Annotated in this window: 17 protein-coding genes; 6 read left to right on the plus strand and 11 right to left on the minus strand. The window is 73.6% G+C overall.

Annotated elements, in window-relative coordinates:
* Positions 1–17: 17 nt before the first annotated feature.
* The 4 genes from AVL59_RS38505 to AVL59_RS56790 all read right to left on the minus strand — a co-directional run bounded on the left by AVL59_RS38505 (position 18) and on the right by AVL59_RS56790 (position 1,660).
* Positions 18–527: a TetR/AcrR family transcriptional regulator gene (locus AVL59_RS38505; RefSeq protein ID WP_067318249.1), complete on the minus strand. Its 510-nt coding sequence runs from the start codon at positions 525–527 to the stop codon at positions 18–20.
* Between the two features lie 4 nt (positions 528–531).
* The gene (locus AVL59_RS38510; RefSeq protein ID WP_067313874.1) at positions 532–948 is read right to left on the minus strand and encodes a DUF4260 family protein; all 417 of its coding nucleotides are present in this window, start codon (positions 946–948) and stop codon (positions 532–534) included.
* 91 nt (positions 949–1,039) lie between these two features.
* Positions 1,040–1,339, minus strand: a complete 300-nt coding sequence (locus AVL59_RS56785; RefSeq protein WP_372450350.1) for a hypothetical protein — start codon at positions 1,337–1,339, stop codon at positions 1,040–1,042.
* A 75-nt stretch (positions 1,340–1,414) separates the two neighbouring features.
* Positions 1,415–1,660, minus strand: coding sequence for a TetR/AcrR family transcriptional regulator (locus AVL59_RS56790; protein ID WP_372450349.1), 246 nt, complete (start codon positions 1,658–1,660; stop codon positions 1,415–1,417).
* Positions 1,661–1,761: 101 nt separating this feature from the next.
* Between AVL59_RS56790 and AVL59_RS38520 the strand changes: the two genes are divergently transcribed.
* Positions 1,762–2,520, plus strand: coding sequence for a MerR family transcriptional regulator (locus AVL59_RS38520; RefSeq protein ID WP_067313875.1), 759 nt, complete (start codon positions 1,762–1,764; stop codon positions 2,518–2,520).
* The gene (locus AVL59_RS38525) at positions 2,517–3,119 is read left to right on the plus strand and encodes a hypothetical protein (protein WP_067313877.1); all 603 of its coding nucleotides are present in this window, start codon (positions 2,517–2,519) and stop codon (positions 3,117–3,119) included. Before AVL59_RS38520 ends, AVL59_RS38525 begins: the two co-directional genes overlap by 4 nt.
* Here the strand turns inward: AVL59_RS38525 and AVL59_RS38530 are convergent.
* Positions 3,070–4,503, minus strand: a complete 1,434-nt coding sequence (locus AVL59_RS38530) for an RNB domain-containing ribonuclease (RefSeq protein WP_067313879.1) — start codon at positions 4,501–4,503, stop codon at positions 3,070–3,072. The two genes, AVL59_RS38525 and AVL59_RS38530, sit on opposite strands and share 50 nt — an antisense overlap.
* Before the next feature lie 73 nt (positions 4,504–4,576).
* On the opposite strand from AVL59_RS38530, the gene yaaA reads away from it, so the two are divergent.
* Together yaaA and eda are read left to right on the plus strand one after the other, a co-directional pair.
* Entirely contained in the window at positions 4,577–5,368 is a 792-nt protein-coding gene (gene yaaA / locus AVL59_RS38535; protein ID WP_067313881.1) for a peroxide stress protein YaaA, read from the plus strand.
* An 83-nt stretch (positions 5,369–5,451) separates the two neighbouring features.
* Positions 5,452–6,114 carry a bifunctional 4-hydroxy-2-oxoglutarate aldolase/2-dehydro-3-deoxy-phosphogluconate aldolase gene (gene eda / locus AVL59_RS38540; protein WP_067313883.1) on the plus strand — a complete coding sequence of 221 codons (663 nt, stop codon included), beginning with the start codon at positions 5,452–5,454 and terminating at the stop codon, positions 6,112–6,114.
* Here eda and AVL59_RS38545 read toward each other — a convergent pair.
* Genes AVL59_RS38545 through AVL59_RS38555 form a run of 3 tightly spaced genes read right to left on the minus strand, consistent with a single transcriptional unit; the run spans position 6,086 to position 9,045 of the window.
* Complete coding sequence (locus AVL59_RS38545; RefSeq protein ID WP_067313885.1) at positions 6,086–7,390, minus strand: bifunctional RNase H/acid phosphatase; 1,305 nt, start codon at positions 7,388–7,390, stop codon at positions 6,086–6,088. The two genes, eda and AVL59_RS38545, sit on opposite strands and share 29 nt — an antisense overlap.
* A 12-nt stretch (positions 7,391–7,402) precedes the next feature.
* Positions 7,403–8,146 carry a zinc ribbon domain-containing protein gene (locus tag AVL59_RS38550; RefSeq protein ID WP_079147200.1) on the minus strand — a complete coding sequence of 248 codons (744 nt, stop codon included), beginning with the start codon at positions 8,144–8,146 and terminating at the stop codon, positions 7,403–7,405.
* Positions 8,143–9,045, minus strand: a complete 903-nt coding sequence (locus tag AVL59_RS38555; RefSeq protein WP_067313889.1) for a Nif3-like dinuclear metal center hexameric protein — start codon at positions 9,043–9,045, stop codon at positions 8,143–8,145. The genes AVL59_RS38550 and AVL59_RS38555 overlap by 4 nt, the downstream gene beginning before the upstream one ends.
* 188 nt (positions 9,046–9,233) lie before the next feature.
* Between AVL59_RS38555 and AVL59_RS38560 the strand changes: the two genes are divergently transcribed.
* Positions 9,234–10,475, plus strand: coding sequence for a hypothetical protein (locus AVL59_RS38560; protein ID WP_067313891.1), 1,242 nt, complete (start codon positions 9,234–9,236; stop codon positions 10,473–10,475).
* Positions 10,476–10,569: 94 nt separating this feature from the next.
* On the plus strand, positions 10,570–10,728 hold the full coding sequence (locus tag AVL59_RS53370) for a hypothetical protein (protein WP_099053195.1): 159 nt from the start codon (positions 10,570–10,572) through the stop codon (positions 10,726–10,728).
* A gap of 54 nt (positions 10,729–10,782) precedes the next feature.
* On the opposite strand, the gene AVL59_RS38565 is transcribed toward AVL59_RS53370, so the two are convergent.
* The 3 genes from AVL59_RS38565 to AVL59_RS38575 are packed head-to-tail and all read right to left on the minus strand — an operon-like array spanning position 10,783 to position 13,726.
* Positions 10,783–11,721 carry a 3-oxoacyl-ACP reductase gene (locus AVL59_RS38565; protein WP_067313894.1) on the minus strand — a complete coding sequence of 313 codons (939 nt, stop codon included), beginning with the start codon at positions 11,719–11,721 and terminating at the stop codon, positions 10,783–10,785.
* Positions 11,722–11,736: 15 nt separating this feature from the next.
* Entirely contained in the window at positions 11,737–12,822 is a 1,086-nt protein-coding gene (locus tag AVL59_RS38570) for a Zn-dependent alcohol dehydrogenase (protein WP_067313896.1), read from the minus strand.
* Between the two features lie 28 nt (positions 12,823–12,850).
* Entirely contained in the window at positions 12,851–13,726 is an 876-nt protein-coding gene (locus AVL59_RS38575) for a MaoC/PaaZ C-terminal domain-containing protein (RefSeq protein ID WP_067318251.1), read from the minus strand.
* Positions 13,727–13,875 lie beyond the last annotated feature (149 nt).

Here is a 13,875-nt window from a genome sequence, read left to right on the forward strand (position 1 = left end):
CCTCGTCGTACCGCCCGCTAAGGGTGCAACGCGTTCAGGCCCCGCTTCCATGCCGCGTCCAGGTCGGCGTCCGCGGAAAACCGGCCGTGGATCTCCAGGATGACCATGCCGTGGGCGAAGGCCCAGACGGCGCGGGCGAGGTCCTGGTCGCCCGCGCACGTCCGCAGCAGCGGCAGGGCGGCCCGGTCCTCCAGGCCGGCCGGGAGTCCGGCGCGCGGCAGAGGGCGTTCGGTGGCCAGGCGGTACAGGTGGGGGTGGGCGAGGGCGTAGGTGCGGTAGGCCTCGGCGAGCGCCTCCAGCGAGCCGGGGGCGCGGGCCTCGGCCGCCTCCAGGGTCTCGGCCGTCTCGGCGAGCAACTGCGCGGTCAGCTCGGCCTCGACGGCGTGCTTGTCGGGGAAGTGCTTGTAGAGGGAGGGGGCCTTGATGCCCAGGCGGTCGGCGAGGGTCCGCATGGTGAGGGCGGCGGGCCCGGACTCCTCCAGGAGGGCCCGGGCGGCCGCGGCGATCTCCCGTGCCCTCGGCGTCAGACGCTCAGCCACGCTGGTGGCCCTCCTTCGTGCGCAGCCCGTATCCGAAGGCGCGATCGTACGAGATGTGGGCGAGCCAGCCGCACAGGGCCGCGAAGGCGGGGGCCCAGGTGACGGGGGCCGCCGTGCAGAGGAGCAGGAGTGCGAGCGGGATCAGGGCGCGGTGCATCGCGTTGTAGTACGGCACCGCGCGCGGCGCGAGCTGCCCTTTGGCCATGCGGGGCGCCTCGTCCAGGGCGACCAGGAAGGTGAGGTCCGGCAGGACGAGGAAGAGGAGGGCCGCCCCGCCCGCGAGCCAGCCGTGGTTGACGCCCTCGAGGACCGCGAAGGCCGACCAGAACAGGGCGCTCGCCAGCCATGCCGCGCGGCGGACGACGGGGAGGGCCGAGCGGGTCGGGGTGACGGTCGCCGTACCGGTCATGACTGCCTCCGATGGGGGTCGGGTCGCACGACGCCAGGCTAACGCCGTTAGCCGCGACAGTATGGCTAACAGCGTTAGCCGTCAAGGCCCTCTACGGCAGCGCCCGGTCCAGCGCGTCGAAGGCGGCCGCGATCCGCGCCCGGTGGTCCTCGGCGATCTCCTCCGCCCGCTCCCCCGCCAGCAGCCGGCGCGCGGTGGCGACATAGACCGAGCGATAGGCGCCGACCGTCAGCGCCGCGAGGAGGTCCGGCTCCGGGACCCCCGCCTCCGCGAAGGCCCCGGCGAGCGCCGTCTCCACCTCCTCGATCCCCTCCCGGGCGCGGGCGCGCAGACCGGGCGAGTCGATGACGATCCGCCAGAAGGCCGGGAAGCGGTCGGCGACCCCGCTCAACGGGTGGCGCAGGTCTAGGAGTTCGAGCGCGAGGCGGCGCAGCGCGGCGAGCGGGGTCTCGCCGGGGGCGCGCCGTCACACCGCCTCGCCGAAGGTCTCGACGGCCTCCGGGATGCGGTCGAGGAACAGGTCCTGCTTGCGGGGGAAGTAGTTGAAGACCGTCATGGCGGAGACACCGGCCGCCCGGGCCACCTCCGTGACGGTCACCTTGTCGAAGCCGCGCTCCACGAACCGCACCGTCGCCACGTCGGAGATCCGCTGCCGCGTCTGCCGCTTCTTGCGCTCCCTCAGGGAGAGTTCCGCATCTTCGCCATCCACCATGAGGAAATCAGGACGGGCTGACCGAGTCGCTGGAACATTGGCTCGGGACACCTGTGTCCCGCGCTTGACCCTGCCGCGACGTCAACGTCTGTACTGATCTCATGCGGATCGGAGAACTCGCCGCCGCCGTCGGCGTCACGACGCGCACGGTGCGGCACTACCACCACCTGGGCCTGCTGCCCGAACCCGAGCGCCTCCCCAACGGGTATCGGGACTACACCCTGCGGCACGCCGTCGTCCTCGCCCGGATCCGGCGGCTGACCGAGCTGGGGGTGGGCCTGGCCGAGGTACGGGACGTGCTCGCCGACGACGCCGGCAAGGACCTGGTGGAGGTGCTCACCGAACTGGACGAGGACCTGGCCCGGCAGGAGGCGGAGATCCGGGGGCGCCGGCAGCGGCTGCGGGCGCTCCTGGAGGCCGGGGCCGCCGGGGAACTGCCCGCCGACGGACCGCTCTCCCCCGAGCTGGCCGGACTCCTTGCGGGGCTGCCCGACCCCGGCCCCTCCCCCATGGCCGCCAAGGACCGCGAGATGCTCGCCCTGTTCGAGACCGCGGCAGACCCCGAGGCCCGGGCGCGACTGCTGGCCGCGCTGCGCGGCGCCTTCGGCGCCCCGGACGCCCTGACGCGGGCTCAGGAGGCGTACGCGCTGCTCGACGCGCTCGCGGACGCCGCTGCCGACGACCCGCGCGTGGAGCGGGCCGCGAGGGCGCTGGCAGACTGCATCCCGGCGGAGATGCTGCCGTCGGAGGGCGTGGACGAGAGCGACGCGTTCCTGCGCGCGTTCTACGCCGACTTCGCGCCCGCGCAGGCGGCGGCCGTCCGACGCGCCCTGTCCATGCTCACCGAGGAGCGGCCGTGAAGACCCTCCGCAGCCTGGTCCGGCACGAGGCACGGCTGTTCGCGAGCCTCGCCCTCTGGCTGACCCGGCGCACCCATGGGGCGGACGGCGGGCGGGCGTTCGGGTACGCGCGCGGCCAGGGGGCGACGACGGCCGGGCTGGTCGTCGTCTGCGTGGTCGAGACGTTCGGCATGGCCGTGCTGCTGCGCGAGTGGCCCACCGCGCACCGGGTGGTGCTGGCCCTGGACATCTACACCGTGGTGTTCGTCCTCGGTCTGCACGCGGCCACCGTGGTCCGCCCGCACGTCCTGACCCCGGACGCCCTGCGGGTGCGCTACGGGGTCCATGTGGACCTGCGCATACCCCTGACGGCGCTCTCGGCGGTGCGCCGGGAGACCCGGATCACGCACCGGCACGCCGACGGCGAACTGGACCTGGCCGTCAGCTCGCAGACCTCCGTCACGCTCGAACTCTCCGCGCCCGTCGCCCATGTGCCCCTCTTCGGCCTCCCCCGCGAGGTGAGCGTGGTCCGGCTGCACGCCGACGACGCCAAGGCGTTCGTGGGCGCTCTCACGCGGGCACGAACAGAACCTTCGCCGGACCCGGATCCGCCCGGGTGAGCCGGACCCGCAGCCGCTGCCCGAGCGAGAGGTGCTCGCCCTCGATCCGGCCGATGACCGCCGGGGAGGCCAACTGCACGGTGCCGACTCCCGGTTGACGGTCCGAGAGCTCCACCACACAGGCGTCGAAGACGTCCCCGACACGGCCCCTGAGGAGCGCGGCCTCGACCAGGTCGACGCACTCCCGCTCGACCGTGGCCGCGCGGCGGCTGCCCTCGGCCATCTGCCGGGGCAGGGTGTCGAGCGCGGCGAGCACCCAGTCGGCCGGGGGGTGACCGGCGGCGGCCGCGAGGCACAGTTCGGCGGTGTAGCGGTCGGCCAGCCGGCGCAGCGGGGCCGTGCAGTGGGCGTAGGGGGCGGCGACGGCGGCGTGCGTGGCGATCGCGGGCAGCTTCCCGTCCCGGAAGACCGTGTAGCCCGCGCCGCGCAGCAGGGTCGTGCACTCCTGGAGGAAGGCCGCGTGCTCGGGGCGGTGCGGGTCGAGGGTGCGGATCAGCGCCGCGTACGAGACATGGTGCGGCCAGTCGATGTGCAGGGCGGTCGCGGTACGGCGCAGCCGGGCCACTGCGCCGTCGGGGGCGGCCGGGAGGGTGCGCAGGACTCCGGTGCCGGTGGCCAGCATCAGATCGGCGGCGGCCATGCCGGTGAGCAGGGAGATCTGGGCGTTCCAGCCGTCCGCGGGCAGCGGGGCGCGGAAGGTCAGCTCGTAGGTGTGGTCCCGTTCGGTGATCTCCTGCTCGGGGACGTTGAGGGAGATGCCGCCGCGCTCCACCTCCAGGCGCTCGCGGGCCTGCCCGATCTCCCTGAGCAGCGCCACCGGCTCCTCGGCCGTCCCGGTGTCGATCTGCCGCTGTACGCCCGCGTAGTCGAGCTTCGCCCGGCTGCGGACCAGGGCCCGGCGCACGTCGACGGCAGCGGTACGGCCCTCCGTGTCCAGGTCGAGGGTCCACAGCACGGCCGGGCGCGGCCGGTCGGGCAGCAGGCTGGCGGCGCCCTCGTCGAGCACGACGGGGTGCAGCGGGACCCTCTCGTCCGGGAAGTAGAGCGTGTTCGCCCGACGGTGCGTCTCCGCGTCCAGGGCGCCGCCGGGTGCGACGAAGGCGGCGACGTCGGCGACGGCGTACCGGACTCGGTAGCCGGTGCCCCGCCGGGACAGGTGCATCGCCTGGTCCAGGTCGGTGGAGGCGGGTGGGTCGAGGGTGAAGAAGGGAAGGTCCGTGGCGTCGTACGGGGACGGGGCGGGCGTCTTCGCCGCACGCTCCGCCTCCTCCTGGACCTCGGCCGGGAAGCTCTCCGGGATGCCGAGGCCGGCGCGGAGCGCGGCGAGCGCGGCCCTGAGGGGGGCCTCGGGGGCGCCGGTCACGCGGATGGGGCGGCGGGGCATACAGCGAGCGTAGGGCGAGGTCACGGGAGCGGCACGCCGTACCCTTGCGCGGAGGTCTACATAAGGAGTACCCGTGCTTGTCCTGCTGCCGCCGTCGGAAGGCAAGGCGTCCTCGGGCCGTGGCGCCCCGCTGAAGCCGGAGTCACTGTCCCTGCCGGGGCTGACGGACGCGCGGGAGGCCGTACTCACGGAGCTGGTCGAGCTGTGCGCCGGGGACCCCGGGCAGAACGAGAAGGCGCGCGAGGTGCTCGGGCTGAGCGAGGGGCTGCGCGGCGAAATCGCGAAGAACGCGGGGCTGCGCACGGCCGGGGCGCGGCCCGCGGGGGAGATCTACACGGGTGTGCTGTACGACGCCCTCGGTCTTGCCTCCCTCGACGCGGCGGCGAAGAAGCGGGCCGCACGGTCTCTGCTCGTGTTCTCGGGGCTGTGGGGCGCGGTGCGTGTCAATGACCGCATCCCCTCCTACCGGTGCTCGATGGGCGTGAAGCTGCCGGGGCTCGGGGCGCTGGGCTCCCACTGGCGCACGCCGATGGCGTCGGTGCTGCCCGAGGCCGCCGGCGACGGGCTCGTCCTGGACCTCCGGTCCGCGGCGTACGCGGCCGCGTGGAAGCCGAAGGGCGAGGTCGCCGGGCGGACGGCGACGGTACGGGTGCTGCACGCGCCGACGCGGAAGGTCGTCAGCCACTTCAACAAGGCGACGAAGGGCCGGATCGTACGCAGCCTGCTGTCGGCCGGGGCCGCGCCGAAGGACCCGGTCGCGCTGGTGGAGGCGCTGCGGGACCTCGGGTACGAGGTGGAGGCGCAGGCGCCGGAGAAGGCGGGGAAGCCGTGGGCGCTGGACGTGCTGGTGGAGGAGATCCACTGAGCGGCCTGTGAGCAGCCGCCCATCGTATTGCATCATGTGCAACACCCTTTGCGCATGATGCTGCCCCTGGGCACGATGAGGGCATGACCTCACCGCCGCCCTCCTCTTCGGCTGCCTCCGTGCTGGATCTCGCGCCCGTCGTGCCCGTGGTGGTCGTGCCGGACGCCCGTGCCGCCGTACCGCTGGCGCGGGCCCTGGTGGCCGGCGGGCTGCCCGCCATCGAGGTGACCCTGAGGACCCCGGCCGCGCTGGACGCGATCCGGGCGATCGCCGAAGAGGTGCCGGACGCCGTGGTCGGGGCGGGCACGGTCATCGCTGCGGAGCAGGTGACGCGGTGCGTGGCGGCAGGGGCACGGTTCCTGGTCAGTCCGGGGTGGACGGACGCCCTGCTGGGCGAGATGCGCGGATCCGGGGTGCCGTTCCTGCCCGGGGTGTCGACCACCTCGGAGGTCGTCGCGCTGCTGGAGTTCGGGGTGCGGGAGATGAAGTTCTTCCCGGCGCAGGCGGCCGGCGGTACGGCCTATCTGAGGTCGCTGGCCGGTCCGCTGCCACAGGCCCGCTTCTGCCCGACCGGCGGCATCGGACCGGCGACCGCGCCGGAGTATCTCTCCCTGCCCAACGTCCGCTGTGTGGGCGGCAGCTGGATGGCCCCGGCGGACGCGGTGGCCGCCGGGGACTGGGGCCGCGTCCAGGAACTGGCGCGGGCCGCCGCCGGACTCAGGGGCGCAGGTGGGACGTGTCGTTGAACAGCCGCACGCTCGCGTTGCCGTCCGCGTAGTACGCCACCGCCGACAGGGAGGCGGCGGACAGCTCCATGCGGAACAGCGACTCGGGCGGAGCGCCGAGGGCGAGCCGGACGAGGGTCTTGATCGGGGTGACGTGCGTGACCAGCAGGACGGTGCGGCCGGCGTAGGCCGCGACCAGCTTCTGCCGGGTGGCCTCCATCCGGGTGGCGGTCTCGGCGAAGCTCTCGCCACCGCCGGTGGGATGGGCCTCCGGATCGGCGAGCCAGGCGTTCAGGTCGTCCGGGTGGCGCTCGCGGACCTCGCCGAAGGTGAGGCCCTCCCAGGCGCCGAAGTCCGTTTCGCGCAGCCCGTCGTCGATGGTGACGTCGAGGCCGAGGCGGGTGGCGACGAAGCCGGCGGTCTCCTGGGTGCGGGCGAGCGGGGAGGCGACGACGGCCTGGATGGTGCCGCGTCTGGCCAGTGCCTCCGCGACGCGCCGGGCCTGCTCGCGGCCGGCGTCCGAGAGGGAGGGGTCGGTGCCACCGCTGCCGGAGAAGCGCTTTTGGGGGGTGAGGGGGGTTTCGCCGTGGCGGAGGAGGACGAAGGTGGCGGGGGCGCCTAGATCTGGGGCGGCGCTCCAGCCGGGGCGCTGCTCGCCGGGAGGTGCCGCTGCGTCCACCCGTGCCGCCTGGGGGTCCCCCCAGGCCCTTGAGGCACTGGGGGAGGGACGACTGCCCGCAGCGGCGTCGGCACCCGCTCCGGCGCTCGCCAGGGCCGCTCGGGCCTTCGCCGCGCCCGCCGCCGCGTCGCCGGGTGGGCCCGACGGCTCCGGTGCGGCGCGCGGGGTGTCCAGGGCCGCCCTGGACTGCGACGGCGACCACTGCTCGCCCCTCGCCCCCGCGTCCATCGCCTCGTTGGCCAGGCGGTCGGCGTGTTTGTTCTGTTCGCGGGGGATCCACTCGTAGGTGATCTGTTCCGCGGGGAGGACCCGGCCCGCCTCCGCCGCGAGCGGCTTCATGGCGGGGTGCTTGATCTTCCAGCGGCCCGACATCTGCTCGATGACGAGCTTGGAGTCCATGCGGACGTGGATCCGGGCGGTCGGGTCCAGGGCGTGCGCCGCGCGCAGGCCGGCCAGCAGGCCCCGGTACTCGGCGACGTTGTTCGTCGCGACGCCGATGTACTCGGCCGCCTCGGCCAGCGTCTCCCCCGTCGCCGCGTCGATCACCACAGCGCCGTAACCCGCGGGCCCCGGGTTGCCCCGTGACCCGCCGTCCGCCTCGACGATGAACTCCCGCACCGCCTCAGCTCCTTACAGACCCGACTCGGCCGTACGCACCAGGATGCGACGGCAGTTCTCGCAGCGGACCACCGTGTCCGGCGCCGCCGAGCGGATCTCGTTCAGCTCGGTGATCGCCAGCTCCTGGCGGCAGCCCTGGCAGGTGCGGGCGTACAGCTTGGCCGCGCCGATGCCGCCCTGCTGCTCGCGCAGCTTGTCGTACAGCTTGAGCAGGTCGGCGGGGACGGAGCCGGCGACGATCTGGCGCTCCTTGGTGACCGTGGCGGCCTCACCGTCGATCTCCTCGAAGGCCGAGTCCCGGCGGCCGCCGGCGTCGTCGATCTTCGACTGCGCGGAGGCGACGCGCCCGGTCAGTTCGTTCACCCGCTCCTGGGCGGCCTCGCGGCGCTCCATGACCTCCAGGACGACGTCCTCCAGGTCGCCCTGCCGCTTGGCGAGCGAGGCGATCTCGTGCTGGAGGTTGGACAGGTCCTTCGGCGAGGTGACCGCGCCGGAGTCCAGGCGCTGCTGGTCGCGGGCGGCGCGCTGGCGCACCTGGTCCACGTCCTGCTCGGCCTTGGTCTGCTCGCGGGCGCAGTCGCTCTCCTCGGTCTGCGCGGCGACCAGCAGATCGCGCAGCTGCGTCAGGTCCTTGGTCAGCGACTCGATCTCGGCGTGCTCGGGCAGCGACTTCCGCTTGTGCGCCAGCTGCTGCAGGCGGACGTCGAGGGCCTGGACGTCGAGGAGTCGGATCTGGTCGGCGGGCGCGGCGTTCAGTTGGGGGCTCCTGCGGAATCAGAGGGGGCGCGCGAAGCGCTCGCTGGAAGGGTGGTGGCGGGCGTCGGGTGGGCCGTGGAGGCCGCGTGGGCGGTCCAGGGGTCGGTGACCGTCTTGGAGACATGGACCCTGAGGTCCCAGCCGTGACGGTCGGAGATCTCGTCGAGCTGGGCTGCGGCCAGCTCGCACCAGGGCCACTCGGTGGCCCAGTGCGCCGCGTCGAGCAGCGCGAGGGGGCTGTGGAGTACGGCTTCGGAGGCCGGGTGGTGGCGCAGGTCCGCGGTGAGGAAGGCGTCGACGCCGGCCGCGCGGACCTGGTCGAAGAGGCTGTCGCCGGAGCCTCCGCTGACGGCGACCGTGCGGACGAGGGCCTCGGGGTCGCCGGCCACCCGGATGCCCTGCGCGGTGGCGGGCAGCCGCTCGGCCGCCCGGGCGGCCAGCTCGCGCACGGTCAGCGGGTGGTCGAGTTCGCACACGCGGCCGAGGCCACGGCGGCCCTCGGGGTCGCTCGGGTCCGGCACGAGGGGGCCTACGACCCGCAGGTCCAGCGCCCCGGCGAGCGCGTCGGAGACGCCCGGGTCGGCGGTGTCGGCGTTGGTGTGGGCGACGTGCAGCGCGATGTCGTTCTTGATCAGCGTGTGTACGACCCGGCCCTTGAAGTGCGTGGCCGCGACCGTCGTCGTACCGCGCAGATAGAGCGGGTGGTGGGTGACCAGCAGGTCGGCGCCGAGCTTCACCGCCTCGTCGACGATCTCCTGGACGGGGTCGACGGCGAACAGGACCCGGGTGATCTCCTGGCCGGGGTCGCCCACGACCGTGCCGACCGCGTCCCAGGACTCGGCCCGCTCGGCGGGCCACAGGTTCTCCAGCGCGGCGATGACTTCAGACAGACGGGGCACGGAGAAAAGGCTACCTGGCTGTTCTGCGGGGCTGTACCGCTCAGGTCACCCGGGGCCCCGCGCAGCACATGGGTCTCCCTTCCCTCAGGCGAATCGCTTCTGCGCCACACGTATGTGTGAAGCCCGGGTCCGCCGGTCCCACGTCTGTGCGTGCGAAAACTAGCTTCGTCGCCGGAGGTGACCGAACGATGACGGCCTGTGCGATCGAACCGCCCCCCGCCGGCGCGCCCGGTACGGACGACGGTGCGCCGGGGGCGGGGTGCGCCATCACGGCGGACGGCGCGTACGCGGCCCGCCTCGCGCTGGACGGTGACTCCTGGTTCCCGGAGCGCTGGACCCTGGACGGCCCGGAGCCGTACGCGGTGCCGCTGCCCGGCAACCAGCCGGAGGAGCCCGGCACCCGGGTGCAGCCGATGGCGGACGGGCGGGTGCTGATCCACCGGCTCGTCGAACGGCGGCACGTCTTCTCGCTGCTGTACCCGACCGGCCCCGGCACCGGCGAGCTGCCGGTGGGCGCGGTGGAGTGCCCGGAGCCCGGCACCCGGCTCCGGCTGCTGCCGCCGGCGCCGTGCGGCAGGCGCGCCTATGCCCTCGCGGCCGGTGCGCGCTCCACGGCGGTGTGGCTGGTGGCGGGCGGTCCCTTCGGGCCCGAGCAGCTGGCCGAGGTCCCCGGACACTGCTCCGGCGGGGTCTGGCTGGACCGCGCCGGGCTGATGCTCGCCCTGGACCGGAAGCTGGGCGGGCACACCAAGACGGTCGTGGTGAACCTGGAGCGCGGGGGTGAGGTCTCGCCGCTGCTGCAGATCGCGGACCGCAGCGACGACCGGCTGCTGCTCGCCGACCCGGACAGCGGACTGCTGCTGATCTCCTCCGACGCACCCTCCCCGGGGCAGGAACGATTGGGCTGGGGGGTCTTGGGAAGCACGCTGCCGGTGCGCTTCCTGGAGTGCCTGCGGGTACCCGACTGCGCGGTGACGCCGTTCGCCATTCAGCCGGGGCAGGTGCTGACGCCGGAGAGCTGCGCGGTGGCGCTGCGCATCGACGGACCCTTCGCCAGCTGGGTCGGCATCTGGCGGCCCGCCGAGCGGCAGGTATGTCATCTGCCCGCGCCCGAGGGGTGGTTGACCGGGTCCGGCATGTGGACACGGGACGGGGTGCTGCGGCTGCCGTACGCCACGAGAGAGGTCCCGTGCGGCGTGGCGGAGCTGTCGGCGCACAGGGGGGAGCCGGAGGACTTGTGGGTCGCGGACGGTGCCGCCGGGGCGAGGGTGTCCGGGGGCGCGGGTCCGGAGGGTCCGGTCGGCAGCGATACGGCTGCCGGGGCGCCCGAGGTGTCCGGGAAAACGGCCGGTCAGGACCCCCAGGAGCCTGCGGCGGCCCGCCCCGTGCCGCTGCAGCAGGCACCGCTCGGACGACTTGTAACGAAGTAGCACCGGTCGGCGTGCCCGCCTGGATTCGACCCGAGGTGTGCCGGTTAAACTCGCCCGGCTGTAAGAGATCATGTTGACGGGGTGAGTTCTTCCGATGAGCGAGACCAGCACGACGCAGCAGCTGTCTGCCGACTCTCAGGAGGCGGTCGGCCACGGTCGTCACCGGGGGCCGGTCGCGGCCCAGGAGAGCGAGACGGCTCCGCACGGCCGGCACCGCAGGCCGGCCGAAGAGACGGCCGAGACGGCTGCCTGACGGTTGTACGGGAGAGGGGCTTTCCGCCGCCCGGCGGAGAGCCCCTCTGGCGTTTCACTCCCGCTTGAGCCCCAGCACCTCCGCCGCCGCGAACGTCTCCCCCGGCGGCCGTTCCGCGTAGTGCGGGCCGAGCAGGGCGTCCAGTTCGTCGTACGTGAACGTCTCCTGCTTGCTGTCGAACTGCGCCCGCACACGCGGCCGTTCCACGACGGCGACCATGCCGCCGTGCACGACGAGCAGCTGCCCGTTGACGCGTGCGGCGGCGGGCGAGGCCAGATAGCCGACGAGCGGGGCGACATGCTCGGGGGCCAGCGGATCCAGGCCCCGCTCCGGCCGGGCGAGGCCCGCGAAGACGTCCTCGGTCATACGGGTGCGGGCGCGCGGGCAGATCGCGTTGGCTGTCACGCCGTACTTGGCGAGGGCGAGAGCCGTGGAGGTGGTCAGGCCGACGATTCCGCCCTTGGCCGCCGCGTAGTTGGGCTGCCCGGCGGAACCGGCGAGAAACGCCTCGGAAGAGGTGTTCACGATCCGCCCGTACACCGCTGCCCCGGCCGCCTTGGACCGCTCCCGCCAGTGCGCGGCCGCGAAGTGGGTGGTGTTGAAGTGCCCTTTCAGGTGGACGCGGATCACCGAGTCCCACTCGTCCTCGGTCATGGAGAAGACCATGCGGTCGCGCAGGATGCCCGCGTTGTTGACCAGGATGTCGAGCTTGCCGAACTCGCGGGCCGCCAGCTCGACCAGGTCACGGGCCTCGGCGAAGTCGGCGACGTCCCCGGTGTGGGCGATCGCCCGGCCGCCCGCGTCGCGGATCTCGGCGGCGACCTCCTCGGCGGGCCCGGCCGAGGCCGCGCCGCTGCCGTCGCGGCCCGGCCGCCCGTAGTCGTTGACGACGACGGCCGCACCGAGCCGGGCGAGTTCGAGGGCCTCGGCCCGGCCGAGACCACGGCCCGCGCCGGTGACGACGGCGCAGAGGCCTTCCAGTGGCAGTGACATCTACGGAGTCCGTCCTCAGATCTCGATGCAGGTACGCAGGGCCGTCCCGGTACGCATCTGGTCCAGTGCCTCGTTGATCTCCGCCAGCGGCACCCGGTGGGTGATCAGGCCCTCCAGGTCGATGCGGCCCGCCCGCCACAGGGCGATGGTGCGCTCGTAGGAGCGCAGGACGTCCCCGCCGCCGTACATGGACGGCAGGATCCGCTTCTCGTCGAAGAACAGCTCGAACATGTTGAGTTGCAGGAAGTCGTCCATGGCGCCCGCGCCGACCACGACGAGCGTGCCGCCGCGCCGGGTGTTCTCGTACGCGGTGCGGGCGGTGGCCGACCTGCCGACGACCTCGAAGACGTAGTCGAAGCCCTCGCCGCCGGTGACCTGCTGCTTAGCGTCGGCCAGCTCCTCGGGCGCGACGGCTCTGGTGGCGCCGAACCTGAGCGCGGCCTCGCGCCGGGCGGCGACCGGGTCGACGGCGACGATCTCGGCGGCGCCCTTCAGCCGGGCCCCCTGCACGGCCGAGATGCCGACGCCCCCGCAGCCGATGACGGCGACCGACGAACCGGCCTCCAGAGCCGCGGTGTTGAGGGCGGCGCCGAGCCCGGTCGTCACACCGCAGCCGATGAGGGCCGCGATGTCGAAGGGCACGTCCTCGGGGATCGGCACCGCGCAGCCCGCGTCCACGACGACCTCCTCGGCGAAGGTGCCGGTGCCCGCGAAGCCGAATACGTCGGTAGCGCTGCCGCCGGTGCGCTTGAAGTTGGGGGTGCCCGCGTTCATGAACCCGGCCAGGCACAGTTCGGTCTGGCCGCGTTTGCAGGCGGGACAGGCGCCGCAGGCGGGCAGCCAGCAGATGACGACCCGGTCGCCGGGCTTCAGGTGCCTGACGTTCTCGCCGACCTCGAGGATCTCGCCCGCGCCCTCGTGGCCGGGCACGAACGGGGCCGGCTGCGGCAGCACCCCGTTCATCGCGGACAGGTCCGAGTGGCACAGCCCGGTGGCCCGCACCCGGACCCGGACCTTGCCGGGGCCAAAGCCCACCGCCTCGATGTCCTCAAGGACCTCCAGCTTGTCCTGGCCGATCTCGTGCAGTACGGCTGCGCGCATGGTGCGGCTCCCCTCGACAGTGGGCTGGCTAGGAGTGTTCGACGACGGTGTCGGTGAGGACCGGTGCGCCGGCCCGGTCCACCGCGCCCACCTCGACCCGCACCCGGCCGTCCTCGCGCCACATGCGGATGCGCAGGGTCTCGCCCGGGTACACGACTCCGGCGAAGCGGGTGGCGTAGGAGCGGACCCGGGTCACATCGCCGCCGAGCAGCGTGTCCACGACCGCCTTCAGCGTGATGCCGTAGGTGCACAGCCCGTGCAGGATGGGCTTGTCGAACCCGGCGAGCTTGGCGAACTCGGGGTCGGCGTGCAGTGGGTTGTGGTCGCCGGAGAGGCGGTAGAGCAGGGCCTGGTCGGCGCGCAGGGGCCGCTCGACGGCCCGGTCGGGCTCGCCGGCGGGCGGGTCGAGCCGGGCGGAGGGCCCGCGGTCGCCGCCCCAGCCGCCCTCGCCGCGGACGAAGATCTGGGCGTCGTTGGTCCACAGCGGGCCCTCGGCGTCGGCGACCTCGGTGCGCATGACGAGGACGGCGGCCTTGCCCTTGTCGTACACCGCGGCGATGCGGCCGGTGGCGGTGGCGGTGCCCTCGGCCGGGATGGGGCGGTGGATCCGGAGCGTCTGGCCGCCGTGCAGGACCTTGGCCAGGTCGACGTCGATGCCGGGCATGGACAGGCCGCTGATCACCCCGGGCGAGCCGGCGCCGGCGACGGTGGCGAAGCTGGGCAGGACGTGCAGCCGGGATTCCAGGGTGTAGCGCAGCTCGTCGGGATCGGTGGCGGGGCTGTCCTTGTCCGGGTTGGCGCCGGCGCCGATGCCGAGGTGGTAGAGCTGGACGTCCTTGGCACTCCAGCGGATCTCGCCGGTCCGGGGCTCGGCGGCGAGGGCCTTGGCTGCGTCGATGGGCATGGGGCTCCTGACGGGTCTCAAGACCTCGGTGCGGACGTCCGCACCGTCGGCCGCACCGAGGTCGTCCACGGGGCGGATCTAGAACGCGTTCCAGTCCGGCGCCCCCTGTATAGCCCAGCACTCCGCAGTTGTGAAGACTCCTGACGTCG

The organism is Streptomyces griseochromogenes (genome assembly GCF_001542625.1).
Classification (GTDB): Bacteria; Actinomycetota; Actinomycetes; order Streptomycetales; family Streptomycetaceae; genus Streptomyces; species Streptomyces griseochromogenes.

What these genes read in the sequence shown, in the direction of transcription:
- AVL59_RS53370 (WP_099053195.1), top strand. Translation starts at nt 10,570, where the DNA reads ATGAGCGAGACCAGCACGACGCAGCAGCTGTCTGCCGACTCTCAGGAG.
- AVL59_RS38560 (WP_067313891.1), top strand. Translation starts at nt 9,234, where the DNA reads ATGACGGCCTGTGCGATCGAACCGCCCCCCGCCGGCGCGCCCGGTACG.
- AVL59_RS38530 (WP_067313879.1), bottom strand. Translation starts at nt 4,503, where the DNA reads ATGCCCCGCCGCCCCATCCGCGTGACCGGCGCCCCCGAGGCCCCCCTC.
- eda (WP_067313883.1), top strand. Translation starts at nt 5,452, where the DNA reads ATGACCTCACCGCCGCCCTCCTCTTCGGCTGCCTCCGTGCTGGATCTC.
- AVL59_RS56790 (WP_372450349.1), bottom strand. Translation starts at nt 1,660, where the DNA reads ATGGTGGATGGCGAAGATGCGGAACTCTCCCTGAGGGAGCGCAAGAAG.
- AVL59_RS38565 (WP_067313894.1), bottom strand. Translation starts at nt 11,721, where the DNA reads ATGTCACTGCCACTGGAAGGCCTCTGCGCCGTCGTCACCGGCGCGGGC.
- AVL59_RS38510 (WP_067313874.1), bottom strand. Translation starts at nt 948, where the DNA reads ATGACCGGTACGGCGACCGTCACCCCGACCCGCTCGGCCCTCCCCGTC.
- AVL59_RS38570 (WP_067313896.1), bottom strand. Translation starts at nt 12,822, where the DNA reads ATGCGCGCAGCCGTACTGCACGAGATCGGCCAGGACAAGCTGGAGGTC.
- AVL59_RS38575 (WP_067318251.1), bottom strand. Translation starts at nt 13,726, where the DNA reads ATGCCCATCGACGCAGCCAAGGCCCTCGCCGCCGAGCCCCGGACCGGC.
- AVL59_RS38520 (WP_067313875.1), top strand. Translation starts at nt 1,762, where the DNA reads ATGCGGATCGGAGAACTCGCCGCCGCCGTCGGCGTCACGACGCGCACG.